This is a genomic window from Paraburkholderia sp. 31.1, from assembly GCF_014397645.1.
In the GTDB taxonomy this organism is placed as follows: domain Bacteria; phylum Pseudomonadota; class Gammaproteobacteria; order Burkholderiales; family Burkholderiaceae; genus Paraburkholderia; species Paraburkholderia tuberum.
This window is the reverse complement of the sequence record NZ_VZQN01000035.1, coordinates 1-20,804: the sequence shown is the minus strand read 5'-3', so window position 1 is coordinate 20,804 and position 20,804 is coordinate 1. Positions and strand designations below refer to the sequence as shown.

Below are 20,804 nucleotides of genomic sequence, written 5' to 3'. Positions count from 1 at the left end.
CCGATATGAGCGATTTGAACCATCGCGGCCAGACGCTGCTGCAAGACCTCGACGGCTTCTCGGTCGAGATCGACGCCGAACGCGAGCGCGCCGACATCATCCTGCATCGGCCGCCGTTGAATGTCATTTCGATGCGCGCGCGCGACCAGTTGCGCCTCGTCTTCGAGGCGCTGGACGACGACGAGCGCGTGCGCGTGATCGTCGTGCGCGCGACGGGCGAGCACTTTTCGAGCGGCGGTGACATCAAGGGCTTTCTGGAAGCGTCGCCGGAGCACGTGTCGAAGCTCGCGTGGAATATCGCGGCGCCCGCCCGTTGCTCGAAGCCGGTGATCGCGGCCAATCGCGGCTTCTGCTTCGGCGTGGGGTTCGAGCTGTCGCTGGCTTGCGATTTCCGCATCGTCACCGAAACGACCTTCTATGCGCTGCCGGAGCAAAAGCTCGGGCAGATTCCCGGCTCGGGCGGCTCGGCTCGTCTTCAGGCGATGGTCGGCATCGGCCGGACGAAGGACATCGTGATGCGCTCGCGCCGCATTCCGGGGAAGCAGGCTTACGAGTGGGGCATTGCGGTGGACTGCGTGGCCGACACGGAACTGGAAACCGCCACCGATGCGCTCGTCGACGAACTGCGCGCGTTCTCACCGCTCGCTCAGCGCACCGCGAAGAAGCTGCTGAACGATTCGGAAGATGCGCCGCTTTCCATTGCTATTGAACTTGAAGGGCATTGCTATAGCCGGCTGCGCACATCGGACGATTTCCGCGAGGGCGTCGAGGCGTTCCATGGCAAGCGCAAGCCGGTGTTTCGCGGAAGTTGATAAGCAGCGTCACAGAAGAACAGGAGACAGAGGATGGAACGGTACGATTACGTAATCGTGGGCGGCGGCTCTGCGGGATGCGTGTTGGCGCATCGGCTGTCGGCCGTGCCGTCGCTGCGCGTCGCGCTGATCGAAGCAGGCGCCGATACGCCGCCGGGCGCGGTGCCCACCGCCATCCTCGACAGCTATCCGATGCCCGTCTTCTGTGGCGAGACCTACATCTGGCCGGACCTGAAGGCGAAAGCCACCAAGGACGCCGCGCCGCGCGTCTACGAGCAGGGCCGCGTGATGGGCGGCGGGTCGAGCATCAACGTGCAATCGGCCAATCGCGGCCTGCCGCGCGACTACGACGAGTGGGCTGCGAACGGCGCCGATGGCTGGGCGTGGCGTGACGTGCTGCCGTACTTTCGCAAGCTGGAACGCGACGTCAACTTTCCGGGCGGCGAACTGCACGGCAGCGACGGCCCCGTGCCGATTCGCCGCATCATGCCGAAAGACTGGCCGCCCTTCTGCGATGCGTTCGCCAAGGGCTTGCGCGCGAATGGCGTCGCGCAATTGCAGGATCAGAACGGCGAATTTGGCGACGGCTTTTTCCCCGGCGCGTTCTCGAACATCGACGACAAGCGCGTGTCCACGGCCATCGCCTATCTCGACGAAACCACGCGCAAGCGCCCGAATCTCACGGTGTATTCGAACCTTCGCGTCGAGCACATCGTGATGGAAGGCGCGGCGGCGCGCGGCGTGATCGCGCTGGCGCAAAGCGGCGAGCGCGTGCGTTTCGAGGCGGGCGAAGTCGTGCTGAGCGCGGGCGCGCTTCAGTCGCCTGCGCTGCTGATGCGCGCGGGTATCGGCGATGCCCGCGAACTCGCGGCGCTCGGCATCGCGTGTGCGGTGGATCGGCCGGGCGTCGGGCGCAATCTGCAGGATCATCCGTCGCTCACGTTCTGTCATTTTCTCGAACCGCGCTTTCGCATGCCGCTCGCGCGACGCCGCGCCAGCATGATGGCCGCGCGCATGAGCTCCGGCGTCGCGGGCTGCGACGAGTCGGACCTGTATCTGTCGAGCGCGACACGCGCGGCATGGCACGAGCTGGGCAACCGGCTGGGCCTTTTCTTCCTGTGGTGCAACCGGCCGTACTCGCGCGGCCGCGTGCAGCTCGTATCCGCCGATACCGCCGCCGCTGCGCGTGTCGACCTGAATCTGCTCGACGACGAACGCGATCTGCAACGGCTCGCTACCGGCGTGCGGATGCTCGCGAGCGTGGTCGAGGCGTCGGGGCTCGGACGCGATCCGCGCGACTTCTTTCCAGCGGCGTTTTCTCCGCGCGTCAAGGCGTTGAGCCAGGTCGGCGAGCGCAACGCGCTTTTGACTTCGATGCTCGGCACGCTGCTCGATACGCCCGCGCCGCTGCGTCGTTTTCTGATCGAACGCTTCTTCACGCGCGGGCTGGACATGGCCGCGCTCCTGGCCGACGACCGCGCGCTTGCCGACTTCATCCGCGCGAACGTGTTCGGCGTGTGGCATGCGAGCGGCACATGCCGCATGGGCGGCGCGCAGGATCGCGATGCCGTCACGGATACCGAAGGGCGCGTGCACGGCGCGCAGGGACTGCGCGTGGTCGATGCATCGCTGATGCCGAGACTGCCTTCGGCCAACACCAACATACCGACCATCATGATCGCCGAGAAGATCGCCCACGCGATGGTCGCGCAGCGACGCGCGAGCTTGGCATCGGGCGCATCCAGCGACTCCGCTGCGCCGCCGCTCGCCGCCGCGCACTGACGATTTTTTAACCTCGACAAGAGCACGGCAAAAGACAAACGTGCCTGCGACACGGGGGCGATCGAAAGACGGCCCAGTGACATACAAGGAGATGCAAATGTCCGTAGCAGCGCAAGAAGGTGCCGCCGCGCTTCACGTCAATCAGCGCCAGGTCATGGGCGCAGTCGTGGCCTCGTGCATGGGTTGGGCGCTCGATCTGTTCGACCTGTTCGTGTTGTTGTACGTGGCGCCGGTGGTCGGGCGTCTGTTCTTCCCATCCGAGCACGCGATGCTCTCGCTCGCGGCGGTCTATGCGTCGTTCGCGGTGACGCTGCTGATGCGCCCGCTCGGTTCCGCGCTTTTCGGCTCCTACGCGGACCGTCATGGCCGCAAGGGGGCGATGATCGTCGCGGTCGTTGGCGTTGGCCTCTCGACGGCGGCCTTCGGCATGCTGCCGACGGTCGCGCAGGTGGGCCTCGTCGCGCCGGTCCTGTTTATGCTGCTGCGCCTCGTGCAGGGCGTGTTTGTCGGCGGCGTGGTAGCTTCGACGCATACCATCGGCACGGAATCCGTCGCGCCGAAGTATCGCGGCGCGGTTTCGGGGCTGATCGGCGGCGGTGGCGCGGGCCTTGGCGCACTGCTCGCGTCGCTCACGTATCTCGCGATGTCGTCGCTTTTTCCCGGCGATCTCTTCGACGTCTGGGGCTGGCGCTGCATGTTCTTTACCGGCATCCTGAGTTCGCTGCTCGGCCTCTTCGTATTCAATAGCCTGGAAGAATCGCCGCTCTGGAAGAAGCTCGCCGCCGAGAAGGCCGCCAAGGCCGCCGCGCAGGTCAAGAGCGGGCAGGTGGAAGTGGTGCGCTCGCCGGTTCGCACGCTGTTCTCGCGGGACTATCGCAAGGTGCTGTTCGTGAACCTGCTGCTGACCATCGGTGGCGGCAGCGGCTATTACCTCACGTCGGGCTATCTGCCGACCTTCCTCAAGGTCGTGAGCCACGTGCCGAACGGCGCGGCCGCCGCGATCCTGATGATCTGCAGCGTGGCGGTGGTCGTCGCCTCCGTTGCGGCGGGGCATCTGAGCACGTTCATCGGGCGCAAGAGCGCGTTCGTGTGGCTCGGCCTCATCCGGCTGGTCGCGCTGCCTGCGCTCTTCGTGCTGCTGCCGAGCGCGCAGAACATCACGATGATCGGCGTGTACGCGGTGCTGCTCTCCGCGCTCGGCAGCGCGGGCTATGCACCGATCCTGATCTTCCTGAACGAGCGCTTTCCGACTGCGATCCGCGCGACCGGGACGGGTCTTTCATGGAACATCGGCTTCGCGATCGGCGGGATGATGCCGACCTTCGTCTCGCTCGTCGCGAAGGATGCGAGCCAGTTGCCGTCGACGCTCGCGATCTTCGTCGGCGCGATCAGCGTGATCTTCCTGATCGGCGCGTTCGTCGTGCCCGAGACGCTCGGCAAGCTCGAAAACGGGGCGGCGCGCAATCCGTCCTGAAGCAGGCAAGCATCGGCGGGCGCGCCGAAGAGCGCGCCGCGCATCGTCCGATAGAAAAAGGAGACGCTCATCATGAAGTATGACGACGACATTCGCGCGCGATCCTACAAGTTTCGCGACGAATATGTGCAGGCGACGCCGTGGTGGTATCGCGGAGAGATGCATCTCGGTTTCACGCTCATTTTCACGACGGCGGTGATCGTCTATTGCGCCGCGCAGCTTCATGCGCCGACGTTCGCGGAATGGCTCGCGGTCGTGCCGCTCTTTCTGTTCGGCAACTGGGCGGAATGGGCCGCGCACCGCTATGTGCTGCATCGGCCGACCAAATATTTCAGCATGGTCTACAAGCGCCATTGCGCGGTTCATCATCGCTTTTTCACGCATGTGACGCTGGAGTACAAGGGCCACAGGCATTGGCGCGCGCTGCTGTTTCCGCCGTTTGCGCCGGTCGCGTTCGTGCTCGCGGCCACGCCGCTCGCGCTGGTGATCGGCTTCGCGTTCTCGCGTAACGCGGGCTATATCGCGCTCCTGACGATGGCCGCGTACTATCTGATGTACGAAGGGCTGCACACGCTTTCGCATGTGACGGAAAGCCCGTTTCTCGACCGTGTGCCGCTCATCAACACAGTCCGGCGCCTGCACGTCACGCATCACGATCCCGAACTTATGGCGACGCAGAACTTCAACCTCACGTTCCCGATCTGCGACACGCTGTTCGGCACGCGCAGCGATGCATCGCGCAGCGCGCGTGAGCCGATGAGCCCGAGCGGCGGTTGAGTTTTCACTAAGCCCGCGCGCCAGTGGTCACGCGCCGGATCTCCTCGGTGATGATCGCAATGAGCGCCTGCGCGGCCGGCCCGATCGGCCGCTTCGGGTGCGTGACCTGAATGATGTGACGCACGATCGGCGGCGAGTCGATCGTGCGCGCCCGCAGCAGGCCTTCGTCCACCTTCGCCTGCACCACGACGCGCGGCAGGATCGTCGCGATGCTGCTCTGCTCGACGAACTGCACGATGGTGCTGAGCAGATCGATCTCGAACTTCGGCTGAATGACGACGTCGGCGGCCATCAAGGCGGCGTCGAGCGCGCCGCGCAGTCCGTTGCGGCGCGTGGGGAGCACAAATTCGATACCGGACTGCGTGACCAGATCCATCGTCTCCGGCAGATCCGGCCCGTGCGCCGCGCTCGTCACCAGCACCATTTCTTCCACCAGCAGCGGCTCCACGTCGAGCGTGAGCCGCCCGCGCGGCTTGTTGATGATCGCGGCATCGAGTCGGCCCGCTTCGACGGCGTCGATGAGTTGCGCGCTGAAGCCGTCCGCGACGGACACTTCGACTTGCGGAAAAAGGGCGTCGAACCGTGCGAGCGATTCGGGCAGCACGCTTTGCGCCTCCGACGACACCATCCCGAGCGACACGCGTCCCGTCACGATGACATCGCGCCGGCTCAGATGCTCGCGGGCATGTTTGATGTCGCGCATGATCGGCGTGTAGAGGCGGTACATGAGCCGCGCCGCTTCGGTCGGAGCCATGCCATGCGGGCCGCGCGCGAAAAGTGTCTGCCGCACTTCGGCTTCGAGCTTCGAAATCTGCATGCTGAGCGCGGGCTGCGCGATGTTCAGCCGCTTGGCCGCGCGGGTCACGGTGCCCTCCTCGAAGAGAGCGATGAAATACTGGATCTGCTTCAGTTCCATGGGGAGGCGGTCGGGCGGAAGGAATCGGCTGTCGGTTGAACGCAGATATCGTAACGCCGCGCGGGATTTGCGTCGCCCTTAAGACATCGGGCCGCTCGCCGTTAACCCGTCGTTTTTCTGCTGCGGATAACCCGGGGATCATGCGGGCGACGGCGACTGCGGCGACGCATAGCTGCCACCAAAGCGGTAGTCGCCAGATAACGCACCCGAGTTCGCAGCCGCCGACGGGGATGTTTGCGTCGCAACCTTGCATTGCAGCGGTGCGTAAGCCAACAGCCTCGGCGTATCGAGCTTGGCGTAGTCTTGATAGCCTCGGATAGGGACGGACGTCGTGAGTATTCTTTGTCGAATCAAGATTGCCGTGACGGCCTGCTCGGTTGCCGCCGGATGCGTGTCGCAGCCCATAGGGCCGGCGGTAGCCGTGAAGCCGGGGCGCGACAAGCCATTCACCGTTTTTCTGCGGGACGATGCGCAGTGCAAACAGTATGCGAGAGAGCAGCTGGCGAGCGGTGTCGACACGCGCGCTGCGAGCGACGCCCACGTGTCGCGGGCACAACTGAACGTGCAGCAAAGATACGATCTCGCGTACCTGGAGTGCATGCACGCGAAGGGGAATGATGTGTCGGAGCGTGCGGAGCCAACGACGGAGCCTGAATAAGGGACCTTTCGCAGGACGACTACATACAGGTGCCGGACGGCGGCGCCGACAGCGCGGCAGGCGTAGGCACGTAACGTATCGCCGCTCCGCGTGTGCCGTCTCATTCAACCGATAGAAGGCGCTGACACGCGCTTGCGTTTCTGAGGCAGTTACAGATTGCTTTCCGGACATTCGCACCTCGGCAGCCGCGAATGACAGGTTTCGCCGTTTGCAGATGCGAGTTTTCGACTATCGGCATTCGACGCGGCCTCCCCCTTGAAATCAACACCCGCGATCACAAAATCCTGCAGGCCGGACTATCAGATGTCATTGGCCCCCTGCACCGCGTATCTCGCGCACCCCGCGGCCAAGGCGCCGGCGCATCGCGCCGTCCGCGAATGTCAGGCACCCCACCCCGCCGGGTTCACCCGAATCCCCTGGGGATTACCGGACCCGTGCCGATTGCAGTCGAATCGCATGGTCGAGATGCAAGATGAAAATCACGCGCGCTCTGACGAGCAGCGCCTTCAGTTCCGCGTTCTTCGCGGAAGGAATCAGCGTGTTGTCCACCGCATGAACCAATTGCTGGTGATATGTGATCTCTTGATAGAGGTAGTCTCCGTCGAACGCGTACTCATCGGCCGCCCGAAACGCCTCGCTCACCCTACTACTTTCGGGGTAGAGCATCAGCCTCTGCGTCAATTCGACGGCTGATTGATACAAGTCGCTGTGTTCCGCGATCATTTTTCCCGCGAAATTCTGGATGCTTCTTCTCTGGCTTCGGCTTAGCGCCAGGTTGCCCGCCTCGATTTCGGCTCGATTCGCCACCATGAGGATGGGCGGCGATTTGCGGGTCAGTAATTTTTCCGCCTTTTGCTTTATTCGACAGGGGTTGTGACAAGTTAAGCAAAAAATGACTCGATGATCATCTTTCGCTTAACTGAAAATATCCGCGCAAAACTGCGGTGCCGTCCGTCCTGAGCACTCAACTCACGACCGAGCCGCATTGCTATCCCGCAGCGGCGTGCTGACTCGAAAGGCCTGCCAGTATCTTGCCCGGCAAAATGGGCAGGTCGCGCACACGCAAGCCAACGGCGTCGTAGACGGCTGCGGCCACTGCGGCATCCACGCCGGTCGCGCCGAGCTCTCCGATGCCGCGGGTACCGATCGCACTTGCATGCGGATCATACTCATTGACGAAGTGGATCTTGATATCGAGCGGAATGTCCGCACACACCGGGACCGCCACGTTCGACAGATTCTTCGCGAGCCAGCCACCGGTATTGGGCTCCTGCACGCTCTCTTCCATCGTCGCCTTGCCCCAACCCCAGATGATCGCGCCCGTCATCTGGCTTCGCGCCGTTTTCGGATTGATGATCCGGCCCGCGGAATAGGCACCCACCGCCCGGCGCAAGCGCACGAGGCCAAGCTCGGGATCGACGCCTACTTCGACAAAGATCGCACCCCACGTCCGCATCGCGTATGGCGTACCGTCGCCGTCCGCGCTGAAGCTGGCGCCACCCGGAAGCGTGAACGCACCGTCCGCGACCATCTCCGGTAGATTAGCCCGCCGCAGGCTCGCGCGAACGTCTTTCCCGCCGAGCGCATCGAGCTTCGCGTTGATTTCCCGGCAAGCCAGTGCGATCGCGCTTCCCGTGCTGCCCGTGGCGCTCGATCCATAGACGGGACTCGCCGGGTGAAGGTTGGTATCGCCCCACACAATCGACACGTTCTCGATCGGCAAGCCCAGCTCTTCGGCCGCGATCTGGCAAAAGACCGTCTGCGTGCCGGTGCCGATATCGTGCGTGTTCGCCTCGATCAGCGCCGTGCCGTCGGACCTCAGGCGCACGCGCGCCCCGCCGGGAAAGCGGAAATTGCCCATTGAGCTCGTCGCCATCCCATGTCCGATGCGCCACGCTCCGTCTCGTCGTGGCGTCTCGCCGCGCGTGCGCCAGCCATAAAGCCGCGCGCCTTCCTCATACGCCTCGCGAAGCTTTTTTGACGACCAGGGCTTGTTCGTATGCGGATCGACCTCGGCGTAGTTCGCCAGTCGTAGATCGAGCGGGTCGATCTTCAGCGCCACGGCGAGTTCGTCCATCGCGCTTTCGAGCGCCCATAGCCCCGGACCTTCCACCGGCGCGCGCATTGGCGTGGGCACGTTGATGTTGCGCCGCTCCAGCCACTGCTTGGTGCGAATGGCGGGCGACGCATAAAGCGTCTTGCTTGCTTCGCTTGCGGGCTCCAGATGCGTGTCCGCAATCGCGCTCGAATTGACGATTTCGTGATCGATGGCGCTGAGCCGGCCGTCCGCCGTTGCCGCAAGCTTGATGTCCTGTTTGACCCACGGCTGATAGCCGACGCAGACGAACTGATCGTGACGCCGCAGATGAAGCTTCACGGGCCGCCCCGCGACGCGTGCCGCGGCGGCGGCAAGAATCTGGTGCGGCCACACATATCCCTTCGAGCCGAACCCGCCGCCCGTGTGCGGTGCGATCACGTGAATGTCGTCCGGCCTCATGCCGAGTGCCGCGGCTACGACAAGCGGCACATTCTCGCTCGCCTGAACCGCATCCCACAGCGTGAGCTTGCCGTGCTCGAATCGCGCAACGGTGCCCGATGTCTCCATCGCATTGTGGTGACGCGCGGCTTGAATATACGTCGCCGCCACGCTTGCGTGTGCAGTTCCGAAAATCGCATCGACGTCGCCCATCTCCAGGTCGTCGCCGAGCATGCGTGGCTCGGGCGGCGGCTCGCGCGTCGCGGCACCGGGAAGGATGGGGTCGTCGCGCTCGCAACGGACAAGCACGGCATCGCGGCCGGCTTCCGCCGCCTCGATGGATTCCGCAAGCACGATTGCGACCGGCTCGCCTTCGTACCGAATCGCGTCGTTTTGCAACGGCAGTGCGAGCACCGCCGCTGGCGGCTGAACCGCACCGAATCGTGGCATATCGTGCGCGGTAAGCACCCGCACCACACCCGGTAAGGTAAGTGCCGCGGTGGCATCCACGTCGATCAGCCGGCCCGACGCGACGGGCGCGCCGACCAACGCCGCATGAAGCGTGCCGGGCGGCGTGTTGTCAGCCGCGAATTTCGCCTGTCCCGTGACCTTCGCCTGGCCTTCCACGCGGGAGACCGCCGTGCCGATGCTCATGATCGCCCTGCTGCCGTCAGTAACGCACGCACCGCGGCATTGCGCGCCATCGTCACCTTGTAGCCATTGTGAGCGAGCGGCCGGGCGTCGCTCATTGCCGCGTCGACAATCGGCGTGACCACTTCCCTGGTCGGCGCCTGCCCGGCCAGCGACGCCTCCGCGGCTGGAAGGCGCCACGGACGTTGCGCCACCGAGCCAAGTGCGATGCGCGCCGACACAATGCGATCCCGATCGAGCTCCACGGATGCGGCTGCCGAGACCAGCGCATATTCGTAGCTGGCGCGCTCGCGGACTTTTACGTAGGCCGATCGTGCGTCCGCGCGGATGGGTATGTGAAAGGAGACGATCACTTCGTCGGCAGCCAGTCTCGTCTCGAGCCGGGCGGCATCGCCGCCCATGCCGGCCGCTTCCTGCTGCGTCAGGTGGAACTCCGTCATCTTGATCATTCGACCGCCGTTCGGCCCGATGACCTCAGCTGTCGCATCCAGACAAGCCAGTGCCACAGCCGGATCGGACGGTTGAACCGCGACGCACGCATCGGTCCAGCCAAAAATTGCATGCCGTTCGTTGATGCCATTGCGCGCGGGGCAGCCCGACCCGGGATTGCGCTTGTTGCAGCCCCATGGCAACGGCGCTTCCGAACGAAAATAAGCGCATCGCGTCTTTTGCATCACATTGCCGCCGAGCGTCGCGCGGTTGCGCACCTGCGCCGAGGCGGCGAGCAGACAGGCTTGAGCCAGCGCGCTCGCGTGGGCGCCGACGAGCGCGTCTTCACCGATCACGTTCAGGTCCGTCAGCGCGCCGATCACCAGATCGTCACGCTCGCGCACAATACGAACGAGACCTGTGAGTCCACCGACATCGATGACGCGATCGGGCGCTGCGATGCCGAGCCGCATCCAGTTGAGCAACTCCGTACCGCCCGCGATGATCGCCACGTTGCCCGCCGCCAACGACGCGACTACCTGTTGCGCGGTCGCGCCACGCGCGTATTCGAAGTTTTTCATCGTTCGTGCCCGGCCGCGCCGGCGGCATCGAGCACGGCCGCCGCGATCTGCGGATAGCAAGAGCAGCGGCACAGATTGCCGCTCATCCATTCGCGAACGCTCGCCTCATCGGTCGCGTGCCCTTCAGCGATGCAGGCGACCGCGGAGACGATTTGCCCGGGCGTGCAATAGCCGCACTGAAAGGCATCGTGCTCGATAAATGCCCGCTGTACCGGATGCAGCGTCCCGTCGGAGGCGGCCAGACCTTCGACGGTCGTGACCTCGCAGCCGTCACATTGCACGACGAGCGTCAGACAACTGTTCATCCGCTTGCCGTCGACCAGCACGGTGCAGGTGCCGCATGCGCCTTCATTACAGCCCTTCTTGGCGCCGCTGAGACCCGAGTCTTCGCGCAACCAGTCCAGCAGCGTGACGCGCGGGTTCACCGTAGCGGCCCGCGGCTGGCCGTTCACACGCATCGTCACCGTGATGCTGCTTGACCAAGGCAGTCCGGCGTCTCCATTTGGAGCTAATTGCTCCCCGAAAGTAGCGTCGTCCATTCCCAATTCCTTGCCGGTTTCAACAATCACTCTGCTTGTATATAGACCATATGGAGTTGATATCAAGGGACGATATCCTTCCTGCTTCCGCACCGTCTCCCAAAGAATCGATCCGGCTCGAACTGCAACGGCGAGCTGCTCGCATGCACCCGCTCGACACTTGCAAGCGGGCCAGGATTAGGTGAGCCGATTTCGACCTGATGCTGATTGAGGCCCCAGGTCCCAGGCCCCAGGCGCCAGCGAAATGCAGTCGATGTAGGTGATGGCGGTCCGCACGATCCAGATAAAAAGTGTCGGCGCACGGTTCAGCGTCGCGCCCGACCCGTTGTTGAAGGCGACGGTGTTGCCGTTGCCGATCGAGAAGCTGTGCCAGTCGATCACGCCGCGGGACGAGGACTGGTCGATCGTTAGCAAAGTGGTGCCGCTCGTCATCGCGCCCTGGCCCCGGACGAAGGCGCCGCCCTGCGGCAGTGGTCCGGCCGCGTGGGCCATCGGCACGCACCACGCGGCGAGCGCGAGCGGCACCCATAGTGCAAGCGTCAGCGGGCGCAGAACACGGTTCCACGCGGAAAGCCGCGACCGAGGCGCGATGAGTGCCGCGCCGGCATACGCAGCGAAAAGGACAGCCCATTGCGCGGGGTTGGGGGCGACTGGATCGCCAGTCTGGATGAATGACGCGACATGATCCCTCCCGAAACGTGGTTCGTGGAAAGTCGTCGTCGCGGAACGCAGATTGTTGCGACCAGGCAAGGCGCGAAAGCCGCCATACCGCACAACACAGCCTAATGTGTAGCAGCGCGTTTCAAAAGACCAACCGGTATTTGGGCATGCACCCGGTGCTTGCTGGTACCGCTTCAAGCGTGGATGTGTGTCGGTCGCCGCGGCGGCAGGAATGGCCATTCAACCCTCGGAAGCGGACGGAGAGAGCGGCAAGAAGCATTGGTCGCCGGCAAAAGCGATAGAATGCCCGCTCTGCAAAAGACAATATTGACGGGGTAGACGGCATGGAGCGGCCGGGCGCGCAGCGTTGGCATGAGCAAACGTTTCTAGGTGTCTTTCGCGGACAACCTGAGAAGGAGCAGGCGCTCCTCCGGATATGCCTGGGCACGGTCGTGTTGATCGGCTATATCGCCGTCGCCGCGCTCCAACGCACGGCCGCCGCGTATGACACTCTGGGCGTGGTTTTCGCATACGTGGTATTCGGCGTGGTGACATACATAGCCGCGGCCGCCGCGACGGTTCGGCCGCGCCTTCGATTGACGGTCACCACCATTGCAGACCAGGCGCTTGTCATGACTGCCTTGGCGCTCGGCGGGCGCGTGGCGCTGCCCTTGCTCTGGGTCGTGTTCTGGTTCCTTGTGGGTGCCGGTTGCCGCCACGGCAAGCGGCCGTTGCTACTTTCATGTGCAGTCGCGCTTGCAGGCGTCGTGATTTTGATGCACGTCGAGCCGTGGTGGAGAGAAAACCTCGCGGTGGGATTGGGCATCATGCTCAGCATCGCGGCGACTTCCGTGTACTTGATGGCCCTCGTGCATCGGCTCGAACGGCAGGCTGCGACGGACCCTCTGACAGGACTCAGCAACCGCACTCGCCTCGAGCAGGCGATCGCTAAAGCGACTGCGGCGCGAGACGACGATAAAGGACAGTCTGTCTTGCTGTTCATCGATCTCGACGGCTTCAAGTACGTCAATGACGCTTATGGGCATGCGGTGGGTGATGAACTGTTGCAGTGCTTCGCCAACGGTCTGCAGACACGCATTCGCCGCGGCGATACGGTTGCCCGCCTGGGAGGCGACGAGTTCGCGGTGCTCGCCCGCCACGTGCATGGCGACGCCGGCGCGCGCGCGATTGCCGACGGTATTCACGACATCCTTCATGGGCTTCGAGAGATCGGCGGTCATCCCGTCGCCGTATCGGCCAGCATTGGCGTGCGCATGCTCGGTACCAATAGCGCGGACGAACGTCTTGATGTACACGCCCTGATGCGCCAGGCCGATAGCGCGATGTATCGCGCCAAAGCGAACGGGACGGACAAAACCTCATTCTTCGATGAGACGGGTGCCGGCGCGTAAGCGGATAGGGTTCCCGGCGGTGCCCTGCTCGTGTTGGCGAGCGCATTTGATGCAGGTGCAGGGCCGCGGACGCTCGTATCTGGGAGCATGTGCGCGTCGTCTCGCTGCGGAAGGTAGTTTCATTTCGCGGCTGGAGTTTGGCCCGGAGTGGGGCGAACTGAGACGGTCGCCATCCGGCCACGAACGACCCTCGAGCATTCGGACAGACACTCAAACGTCCGGTCCACTCAGATAGCGGACCTATGCCTGTCAGTCGAGCTCATTGCGTTACCTCACGGAAGCACACAACCAGGAACGGTCGCATGCCTTACGGACGGTGTGCTCAGTACACACCTGGCACGCCCGGTGGACGATTCTTGAAGCGTCGATGCACCCAGTAATATTGCTCTGGGCACCGATTGATCTGCGTTTCAAGAAATTCATTCAATCGGCGCGCGTCGATCGTCTCACTTTCTGAAGGAAAGTCGCTGAGCGGCTCGAAGATGGTCAGCTTATACCCGCGGTAGTCGGGCAATACTTCAGTCATGAATGGTACAACCCGCGCATGGGCCAGTCGAGCAAGGCGCGAAACCGAAGTGAGTGTGCACGCGGGGACGCCAAAAAACGGCACAAAAACGGAGTTGTGTATGCCGTGATCCATGTCAGCAGCCAGCATGACTGGTTTGCCTGAACGAAGTAAGCCGACGATCTTTCTGGCGCTTGTCGAACGTTCAATCATCTCGGCGCCAAATCTGCCGCGTTGCCGCTTGGCCAGACTGCAAAGGCGCGCGTTCGACATGCGTGTATACAGTGAGGCGGCGGGCAGGCGCGTTGAGTAGAGTATGCAGCCGACCTCGATGCTCACGAAATGGAAGCCCAGAAAGATGGTCGGTGGAGCATTCCTGTCTTCCAGATCGATTCGACTTTCGATGTGGACCAGCTTCCGTATCCTCTGCGCGCTGCCAAACCATTGAATCCCTCGTTCGAAATAGCTTCGAACGACGTGGCGAAAATGGTTTCTGGCAAGGTCGTCGTACTCGCACTCGCTCTTGCCCGGAAAACAGAGACGCAGATTGACGAGAGCGATATGTTTTCGGGAGCTTGGAAGTGCATATAACATTGCCCCAAGCGCGCTGCCGAACCTTGCGACGAGCGTATAGGGAAGGACTGCGAAGACGCGCAGCAGCACTACAATCAAGACATAGCCTAATCGCCCCAACAACCTCCCCCGCTTGCGAGAATCACTCATCGCGACACGGAAAAATACGAATACTTACGGATGTATAACAAAGTTCGAGATCCTGGTGACATAGCATGGCGATGGCAGAGAAGTATCGCACGTACTGCGTTGTGACGGGCTACCCAAATGGACGCTAGGGTTCTCGGTTCTCCCTGGCGAAAACGACTGCGTATGGGCGGCAAGCGCCTGCAGCGCGGATGCACCACCAGGCGGCCGTTCTACTTTGAAAGCCGCCGCCGAGTCCGCATTGGGGCGAAGGACAGATCCGGGTCGCGAGCCGCCGACCGCCGTCAGGCAGGAGTCGGCCCAAGAGCGGCCGCTCGGTCGCACGTTGATGCAACCCCTGGAATGTCGGCTCCCGCCCAGACTCCACACCTTCCGTCCGCAATCCGGCCATGGTCTGGCGTCGCATGCCCCATCCATCGCCATAAGCATGGTGGCAACGTCTTCGAAGCTACCGACGCCGCTTCGCTCAAAACGCTTACGTCCACTGGAACAAGCCGGCCCTCTCGGCAAGAGCCGATCGGCGTCGAGGTTTTTTGTTTCGGCAAAGATCCAGGTGACGCGTCTCTCAGCGCCCAACCGGCCTGAATAAGCGATTCTTGTCGAGCGTGGCTGGATCGAGCGTATTCTCGCTGCCTTCCGCAGGCGACTCGGGGGCGGCGTCTTCCAGCGCCGGCCCGGTATAGCGGCCTCGTGGCCGTATGACCTTGCTCACCCGGAGTTGCTCAATGCAGTGCGCGAGCAAACCCACGCTCCGGGCTGTTGCGAACAACGCGAACGACGCATCGCGCGGCAAGGCCAACTGAGCCGTCAGGGCCGCAAGCGCAACGTCGATATTTGGCTTGAGCCCGGTCAGCTCAACCACCTTGTTGATGAACGACATGATCTCTTGAGGCGGATTCAGCACTTCGAGCACCGCGGCCGCCCTCGGATCGCCGTCCGGATACAGATGATGTCCAAACCCGGGGATTGGAATGGCCGACTGCAAGTGATGGGCAACCACGTGCTGCGCACCGAGTCTTCCGACGTCGTCGAACACGGCTCGCACGCGGCCTGACGCGTCGCCATGGAGTGGGCCGGAGAAAGTCGCGAGTCCCGTGAGCAGGCATCCGGGCAGCGACGCGCCGGTGGAGGCGGTAATCCTGGCGGCGAACGCGGAACTCGTAATCTCATGGTCGGCCACGAGGACTAAGGCACGGCGGATAAGTTCGGCGCCATCGCGGTCCTGGCCCCAACCAAGCGCGAGCCGCTCATGCGTCATTTGTGCGTTCGCGCCGCGTCGCGCACCAAACGCTTGTGCGATGAGCGCCACGAGCCGGCCGGCCTCGACATGCAGTGCGCTGTCCGTGCGTCCGAGGGTCGAGTGTCCACAGGCCGCGAGCGCTGCCAGCGATGTGAACGCGCATTGCCTGCCGCGCTCGTCGCCCTGTAGCGGCAACTCGCCGCTTTCGAAGGAAACGGGGGCGCGCGCGTTCCAGAGAATGGCCGCCACGTCTTCAAGCGTCGCCGCGTCCGAAAGCCGGATGCTATCCCGCCCCCGGTAGTAGGGCCGGCCTTTTGAGAAGGTGGTAATGCTGCTGTAAATGCAGGGTTCCGCACCGAATATGGTCCCGGCGGCAAGCGCTTCGCGCTTGCGTCCCACCTGCTTTTTTCGGCACAGACCGGCGACGTCCTCCGCGCGATAGAGGCTCTTGCGTGGGTCGAGCGGATCCGGCATGACGGCGATGGTACCTCGACTTACATACGCATAGACAGTCTGCGCCTGCACTCCGAGTTGTCGAGCCGCTTCAGTCAGAGTGATCCAGTTTCGCATGGGATGGCAAGCAAGGTGATGCGGCGCAACGGGGCAACGGGGGAGTGACGACGCAGATCGCGCCTTGCACTCGAGCACGACCGATCCAGCGCCAATATTGACGTTTTTTCAGGTAAAAGTCATCTCGGCGGGTCGCCGCTCCAGTATCTCAACGAGAACGTCACCGGGCGAGCGCACGAAGCAGGCTCTGACGCCGGGGCGAACCTGCTTGATCGGTTCGACGATTTCCGCGTCGCAGAGCAACAGATGCACGAACGCCGCGTCGATATCGTCCACGACCACGCCGAAATGATCTATGCCCTGCTGCCGCTCGCAGCGAGGGTGGCCGGCTTGGACGCTCGCCAGCGAGGTGATGAAAAGGTTGATGCTGCCGATGCGCAAATCCACTCGCCCAGGACGACGCACGATCTCGGCGTTCAGGCAGCGCGCAAACCATGCCGCAGTGGCTTCGGCGTCCGCCGAGCACAGTTGCAGATGATCCCACTTGAATTCAATCATCCGATTTCACCGTATAGTTGAAAGCATCACAGTTCGATGCGGGAAAGCTTGCCCAGCAGCACGGAATACGAAAACGTTCCGAGCAGGCAGATCGCGCCCATCAGGTTGAGGGCCCAGTAGAAGTGGCCGGTGTGCTGGGTGATGTAGCCGATCATGAGCGGCGTGGTGACGGCCGCGATGTTGGCCGCGAGGCTCGTGATGCTGCTGGTCAGTCCCACGTACTGTCGAGGCGCGATTTCGGAAACGGCGGCCCACGACATCGACCCGACGCCCTGCGCGAAGAACGCGATCGTCAGGATGGCGATCACCAGCTCGTTCGACTCGACGAAATTGACAAGCACGATAGACGCGCCGAGCATCGTGCCGATGATGAGCGGAGCCTTGCGCGCTGTCGAAAGCGCCACTCCGCGCCGAATAAAAAAGTCCGAAAGGGAGCCGGCCGCGAGGATGCCGACCGTGGCGCCGATAAAAGGCAGTGCCTGGAAGATCCCAACCTTGATCATCGACATGTGACGCGCTTCGATCAGATAGGTCATGAACCACGTGGTGAAGAAGACCAGCAGCGTGTTGTTACAGAACTTTCCGAGACAGATGGCGAGAACCTGGCGGTAGCTGAGCAGCTTAAGCGCCATGCGCCAGTCGAACTTCTCGCGGGGCTTGCGCGTCGCCGCGGCACCTTCATTGATGTATTGCAGCTCGGTGGCATTCACGCGCGGGTGCTGATGCGGATCGCGGTAAACCCGGTACCAGAGCAGACTGAACAGAATGCCGAAGCCACCGGTCACATAAAAAACCGTCCGCCAACCGTACGCGGCGAAGATCCACAGCAACACTCCGGTGAACAAGGGCGTCCCGATGTATTGCCCCATTACATAGACGCTGGTCGCGAAGCCGCGTTCCCGGGCGGGAAACCACAAGGTCACGGCGCGTGCGTTTGAAGGGAAGGCCGGCGCCTCCAGTGCGCCGATGGCGAGCCGCGACCCGAGCAGCATCTGATAGCCGGTCGCGAAACCCTGCGTCAGCGTGGCGAATGACCAACCGACCAGAGACAGCGCATAGGCGAGGCGTGAGCCGAGAATGTCGGTCAGCACCCCGCCGGGCACCAGCGCAATGGAATAGGCAAGACCAAATGCCGCAAACAGCTCGCCCATCTGCATCTTGTTGAGCGCCAGCCCCTTCGAGAGGCCCGGCGCAACGATGCCCAGCGCCGACCGGTCCACGTAATTCAGAATGGTGGCCATGAGCAACATCGAGAGCACGACGTAGCGGACTCTGGAGCGATTCGTGGTATCCGCGTAAGCCGGGGTTCCCACCGGCAATGTTTGTTCCTCTGCGATTTTCATCGGTGTCTCCGTAACATTGGCCTGTTGTTTTTTTAGTTGGCTTAAGGGCGATTTATCCGCGGCCGACGAACGGCATGGCGGTCGCCATGATGGTCATGTTGAGAACATTGGCTTCGAGCGGAAGACTGGCCATGTGCACGACTGCATTCGCCACGTGCGTCACATCCATTCTTGCTTCGGGTGCCAGGCGTCCGTCCGCTTGCAGTACGCCGCGGTTCATCCGTTCAGTGAGCGATGTGGCGGCGTTGCCGATGTCGATCTGGCTGCAGGCGATGTTGAATGCGCGTCCGTCCAGCGCGATCGATCTGGTGATGCCAGTCACAGCATGTTTTGTTGCCGTATAGGCAATGGTGTGCGGCCTTGGCGAGTGGGCGGAAATCGATCCGTTGTTGATGATTCGTCCGCCTTGCGGGGACTGTTCCTTCATCAAACGATAAGCGGCGCGAGCGCAGAGGAAAACGCCGGTCAGATTGGTGGCCACGACGTCGTTCCAGAGGTCGACTTCGTAGTCTTCCAGAGGGACAGCCCCAGCATTGCGCCCCGCGTTGTTGAACAGCACGTCGAGCCGACCGAATGCCTCGGCAATTCCCGAAAACGCGTGCTCGACCGATGCTGCGTCGCCAACGTCGGCCTGGAATACATCCGCTTCTCCCCCCGCCCTGCCGATTGCTTCCTTTGTTTCCAGCAGCGGCTCGGCTCTGCGCCCGATCAGCGCGACGGCGAATCCTGCGTTAGCAAGTGCGACGGCGGCGGTTCGGCCGATGCCGGAGCCGGCGCCCGTCACGGCTGCGAACTTCTTCGATGCAGACATTTCCTTTCCTCTCGTCAAGTCAATTGGACATGGGAAACAGAGTTGCATTCGCATCAGGGGTTGAGCAATCTTGATTCATTGAATCAACATCCGCGGGCCTTGCGGATGGGGATCGCATCAGGGTTTTCCTGATGCGCGTGTGGCCGCAAGCAAGATTGAAGAGGGACAAGACGGAAACAAATCGCAACGCGCAGGCGCCGCGAACAATAGGGGCGAGTCATCACCGAGGAGTTGATTCATCCAATCAACATTGACGGCCCGGTCAGCGATTTCGTAGTCTCTCGACGTCTGCCTACCAAAGGAAAAACCATGTCGGAAGATAAACGCACCAGCCTGTTGATTGCGCGAACGGTTCCCACCGCCGTGGCGAATCGCGCTGCGGCCGAATTCCATGCCTTCCTGACCGAGTCCGATATGAACTCGTGGTCTGTCGTCGACTTCTGCAAGAAGCACGACGTGCCGGCCGTACTCATCGGGAAAAAATCCGGCCTGCAAGCGGAACACATTGCCGCGCTGCCTTCGACGGTCAAGATTATTGCGAACGCGAGCGCGGGCTTCGATCACATGGACGTAGCGGCGGCTCGTGAAAGGGGAATCGTCGTGACGAACGCGCCCGATGCGTTGACCGAGTGCACAGCCGATTTTTCCATGCTGCTCTTGCTGGCTGCGTGCCGTCGCGCGTCAGAATACGAACGGATCATGCGCAACGGATGGGGCAACTCGTTCGGCATGACCGAGATGCTGGGTATGCGAGTGAATGGCAAGACGCTCGGCATCGTCGGATTTGGGCGTATTGGACGGGCGGTCGCTAAGCGTGCGCAGGGATTCGGCATGCGCGTGATCTACACGGACATGCACCGTGCGGCCCCGTCGCTGGAAAATGGCGCGACCTTCTATGCCACTCTCGACGAAATGCTGCCGCACTGCCAGGTCCTCACGCTGCACGTGCCGGGTGGAAGCGTCCCGCTCATGACGAAAAGAGAGTTTGAACTCCTTCCCGCAGGCGCGATTTTTGTTAACGCGGCGCGTGGCGGCCTGGTGGACGAAGATGCGCTTTATGACGCCCTGACGTCGGGTCATCTGTTCAGCGCGGCTCTGGATGTGTACCGGAACGAGCCCAACGTCGACAAGCGGTTTGCTGAGCTCGACAACGTGTTCCTGACGCCCCATATGGCCAGCGCAACGATCGAGACCCGCGACCAGATGGGCTTTACGGCGCTGGACAATATCGCCGCCGTGCTGGAAGGACGGCCCGCCTCGAATCCTGTCTAAGGCTCGCCCTCATGGGGACAGTACGTTGCGACGCCGGCTGACCAGCCGTCTCCCGATAAACATCGACCAACGGCCGGTTGAATCCGCCACCGCAAGCAGCCGTTGGTTTCGCACCGGGCCGAAGGTCGGCAGTGGGTCGCTATGTAAATCTGCGCATAGTTGCGACCTGCGCATAGGGAACGAACTGAGACGGTCGCCATCCGGCCGGGTGCGGCCAGCTACGGACGCTGACCAACGCTTTCAAGCGGACGTCCGAACGACGAACTTGCCCCAGACAACTGACCTTCGCACGTCGACTAAAACGATTTCAACGCCGCCCAGTTTGGATCGTCGCTGCCGCAAAGTAATCGCCGACCTCCGATGACGACTGTACTAGACACTGAATTTTGGAGGCGGCAATGAACTGGTACTTGTTCAAATAGCGCCAGAAAAGGCGAGACCCGGCTGGGGCGCCCTGGCCGCGTCCGACGAGCAACAAGATAATTCCGGACTTGCGCGGCCGTGTCGATAGATGCCCTGCTATTATCTCCATAAACATCGGGGGTATTAGTCATAGCGTTATACACATCTCGCTGCGGCAGCCGCCCGCGCCAGCAAGCCGTTTACATTCAATGACTTGAAAGCCGTGCTTGTAAACTTTGGCCGGATCGCGTCTACTCTCGTAATTTGGGCGGACGC

18 protein-coding genes are annotated in these 20,804 nt (G+C 62.6%); 7 read left to right on the top strand and 11 right to left on the bottom strand.

The annotated features are described in order from the left end of the window. Positions 1-5 precede the first annotated feature (5 nt). The 4 genes from F6X37_RS25030 (at position 6) to F6X37_RS25015 (ending at position 4,845) form a co-directional block, all read left to right on the top strand. Positions 6-812, top strand: a complete 807-nt coding sequence (locus tag F6X37_RS25030; protein WP_090807408.1) for an enoyl-CoA hydratase/isomerase family protein — start codon at positions 6-8, stop codon at positions 810-812. A 33-nt stretch (positions 813-845) separates the two neighbouring features. Further along, positions 846-2,594, top strand: a complete 1,749-nt coding sequence (locus tag F6X37_RS25025) for a GMC family oxidoreductase (protein ID WP_187613155.1) — start codon at positions 846-848, stop codon at positions 2,592-2,594. A 97-nt stretch (positions 2,595-2,691) separates the two neighbouring features. Then, complete coding sequence (locus F6X37_RS25020; RefSeq protein ID WP_187613154.1) at positions 2,692-4,068, top strand: MFS transporter; 1,377 nt, start codon at positions 2,692-2,694, stop codon at positions 4,066-4,068. Positions 4,069-4,140: 72 nt separating this feature from the next. After that, the gene (locus F6X37_RS25015; protein WP_187613153.1) at positions 4,141-4,845 is read left to right on the top strand and encodes a sterol desaturase family protein; all 705 of its coding nucleotides are present in this window, start codon (positions 4,141-4,143) and stop codon (positions 4,843-4,845) included. A gap of 7 nt (positions 4,846-4,852) precedes the next feature. Here the strand turns inward: F6X37_RS25015 and F6X37_RS25010 are convergent, their stop codons facing one another. Further along, on the bottom strand, positions 4,853-5,761 hold the full coding sequence (locus F6X37_RS25010; RefSeq protein ID WP_187613152.1) for a LysR family transcriptional regulator: 909 nt from the start codon (positions 5,759-5,761) through the stop codon (positions 4,853-4,855). A 331-nt stretch (positions 5,762-6,092) separates the two neighbouring features. Between F6X37_RS25010 and F6X37_RS25005 the strand changes: the two genes are divergently transcribed. Then, the gene (locus F6X37_RS25005) at positions 6,093-6,419 is read left to right on the top strand and encodes a hypothetical protein (RefSeq protein WP_187613151.1); all 327 of its coding nucleotides are present in this window, start codon (positions 6,093-6,095) and stop codon (positions 6,417-6,419) included. 423 nt (positions 6,420-6,842) lie between these two features. On the opposite strand, the gene F6X37_RS25000 is transcribed toward F6X37_RS25005, so the two are convergent. The 5 genes from F6X37_RS25000 to F6X37_RS37680 form a co-directional block, all read right to left on the bottom strand. Further along, entirely contained in the window at positions 6,843-7,229 is a 387-nt protein-coding gene (locus tag F6X37_RS25000) for a DUF4142 domain-containing protein (protein ID WP_262420015.1), read from the bottom strand. A 178-nt stretch (positions 7,230-7,407) separates the two neighbouring features. Continuing rightward, positions 7,408-9,549 carry a xanthine dehydrogenase family protein molybdopterin-binding subunit gene (locus F6X37_RS24995; protein ID WP_187613150.1) on the bottom strand — a complete coding sequence of 714 codons (2,142 nt, stop codon included), beginning with the start codon at positions 9,547-9,549 and terminating at the stop codon, positions 7,408-7,410. After that, a complete protein-coding gene (locus tag F6X37_RS24990) occupies positions 9,546-10,556 on the bottom strand; it encodes an FAD binding domain-containing protein (RefSeq protein WP_187613149.1) in 1,011 nt (336 codons plus the stop codon). The genes F6X37_RS24995 and F6X37_RS24990 overlap by 4 nt, the downstream gene beginning before the upstream one ends. Then, positions 10,553-11,095, bottom strand: coding sequence for a (2Fe-2S)-binding protein (locus F6X37_RS24985; protein ID WP_187613197.1), 543 nt, complete (start codon positions 11,093-11,095; stop codon positions 10,553-10,555). The genes F6X37_RS24990 and F6X37_RS24985 overlap by 4 nt, the downstream gene beginning before the upstream one ends. A gap of 177 nt (positions 11,096-11,272) precedes the next feature. Next, positions 11,273-11,995 (bottom strand): hypothetical protein, encoded by a 723-nt coding sequence (locus F6X37_RS37680; protein WP_187613148.1) that lies wholly within the window; start codon positions 11,993-11,995, stop codon positions 11,273-11,275. Between the two features lie 104 nt (positions 11,996-12,099). Between F6X37_RS37680 and F6X37_RS24975 the strand changes: the two genes are divergently transcribed. Next, a complete protein-coding gene (locus F6X37_RS24975) occupies positions 12,100-13,167 on the top strand; it encodes a GGDEF domain-containing protein (protein ID WP_262420014.1) in 1,068 nt (355 codons plus the stop codon). Between the two features lie 322 nt (positions 13,168-13,489). On the opposite strand, the gene F6X37_RS24970 is transcribed toward F6X37_RS24975, so the two are convergent. From F6X37_RS24970 to F6X37_RS24950, 5 genes are all read right to left on the bottom strand, one after another. Next, positions 13,490-14,395, bottom strand: a complete 906-nt coding sequence (locus F6X37_RS24970) for a lipid A biosynthesis lauroyl acyltransferase (RefSeq protein WP_187613147.1) — start codon at positions 14,393-14,395, stop codon at positions 13,490-13,492. Positions 14,396-14,957: 562 nt separating this feature from the next. Further along, entirely contained in the window at positions 14,958-16,202 is a 1,245-nt protein-coding gene (locus F6X37_RS24965) for a citrate synthase (protein WP_187613146.1), read from the bottom strand. 108 nt (positions 16,203-16,310) lie between these two features. Beyond that, a complete protein-coding gene (locus F6X37_RS24960) occupies positions 16,311-16,700 on the bottom strand; it encodes a VOC family protein (protein WP_090807437.1) in 390 nt (129 codons plus the stop codon). A gap of 26 nt (positions 16,701-16,726) precedes the next feature. Beyond that, positions 16,727-18,043, bottom strand: a complete 1,317-nt coding sequence (locus F6X37_RS24955; protein WP_090807439.1) for an MFS transporter — start codon at positions 18,041-18,043, stop codon at positions 16,727-16,729. Between the two features lie 52 nt (positions 18,044-18,095). Beyond that, positions 18,096-18,854 (bottom strand): SDR family oxidoreductase, encoded by a 759-nt coding sequence (locus F6X37_RS24950; protein ID WP_187613145.1) that lies wholly within the window; start codon positions 18,852-18,854, stop codon positions 18,096-18,098. Positions 18,855-19,163: 309 nt separating this feature from the next. On the opposite strand from F6X37_RS24950, the gene F6X37_RS24945 reads away from it, so the two are divergent. Then, entirely contained in the window at positions 19,164-20,126 is a 963-nt protein-coding gene (locus F6X37_RS24945) for a 2-hydroxyacid dehydrogenase (RefSeq protein ID WP_187613144.1), read from the top strand. The last annotated feature ends 678 nt before the right edge of the window (positions 20,127-20,804 follow it).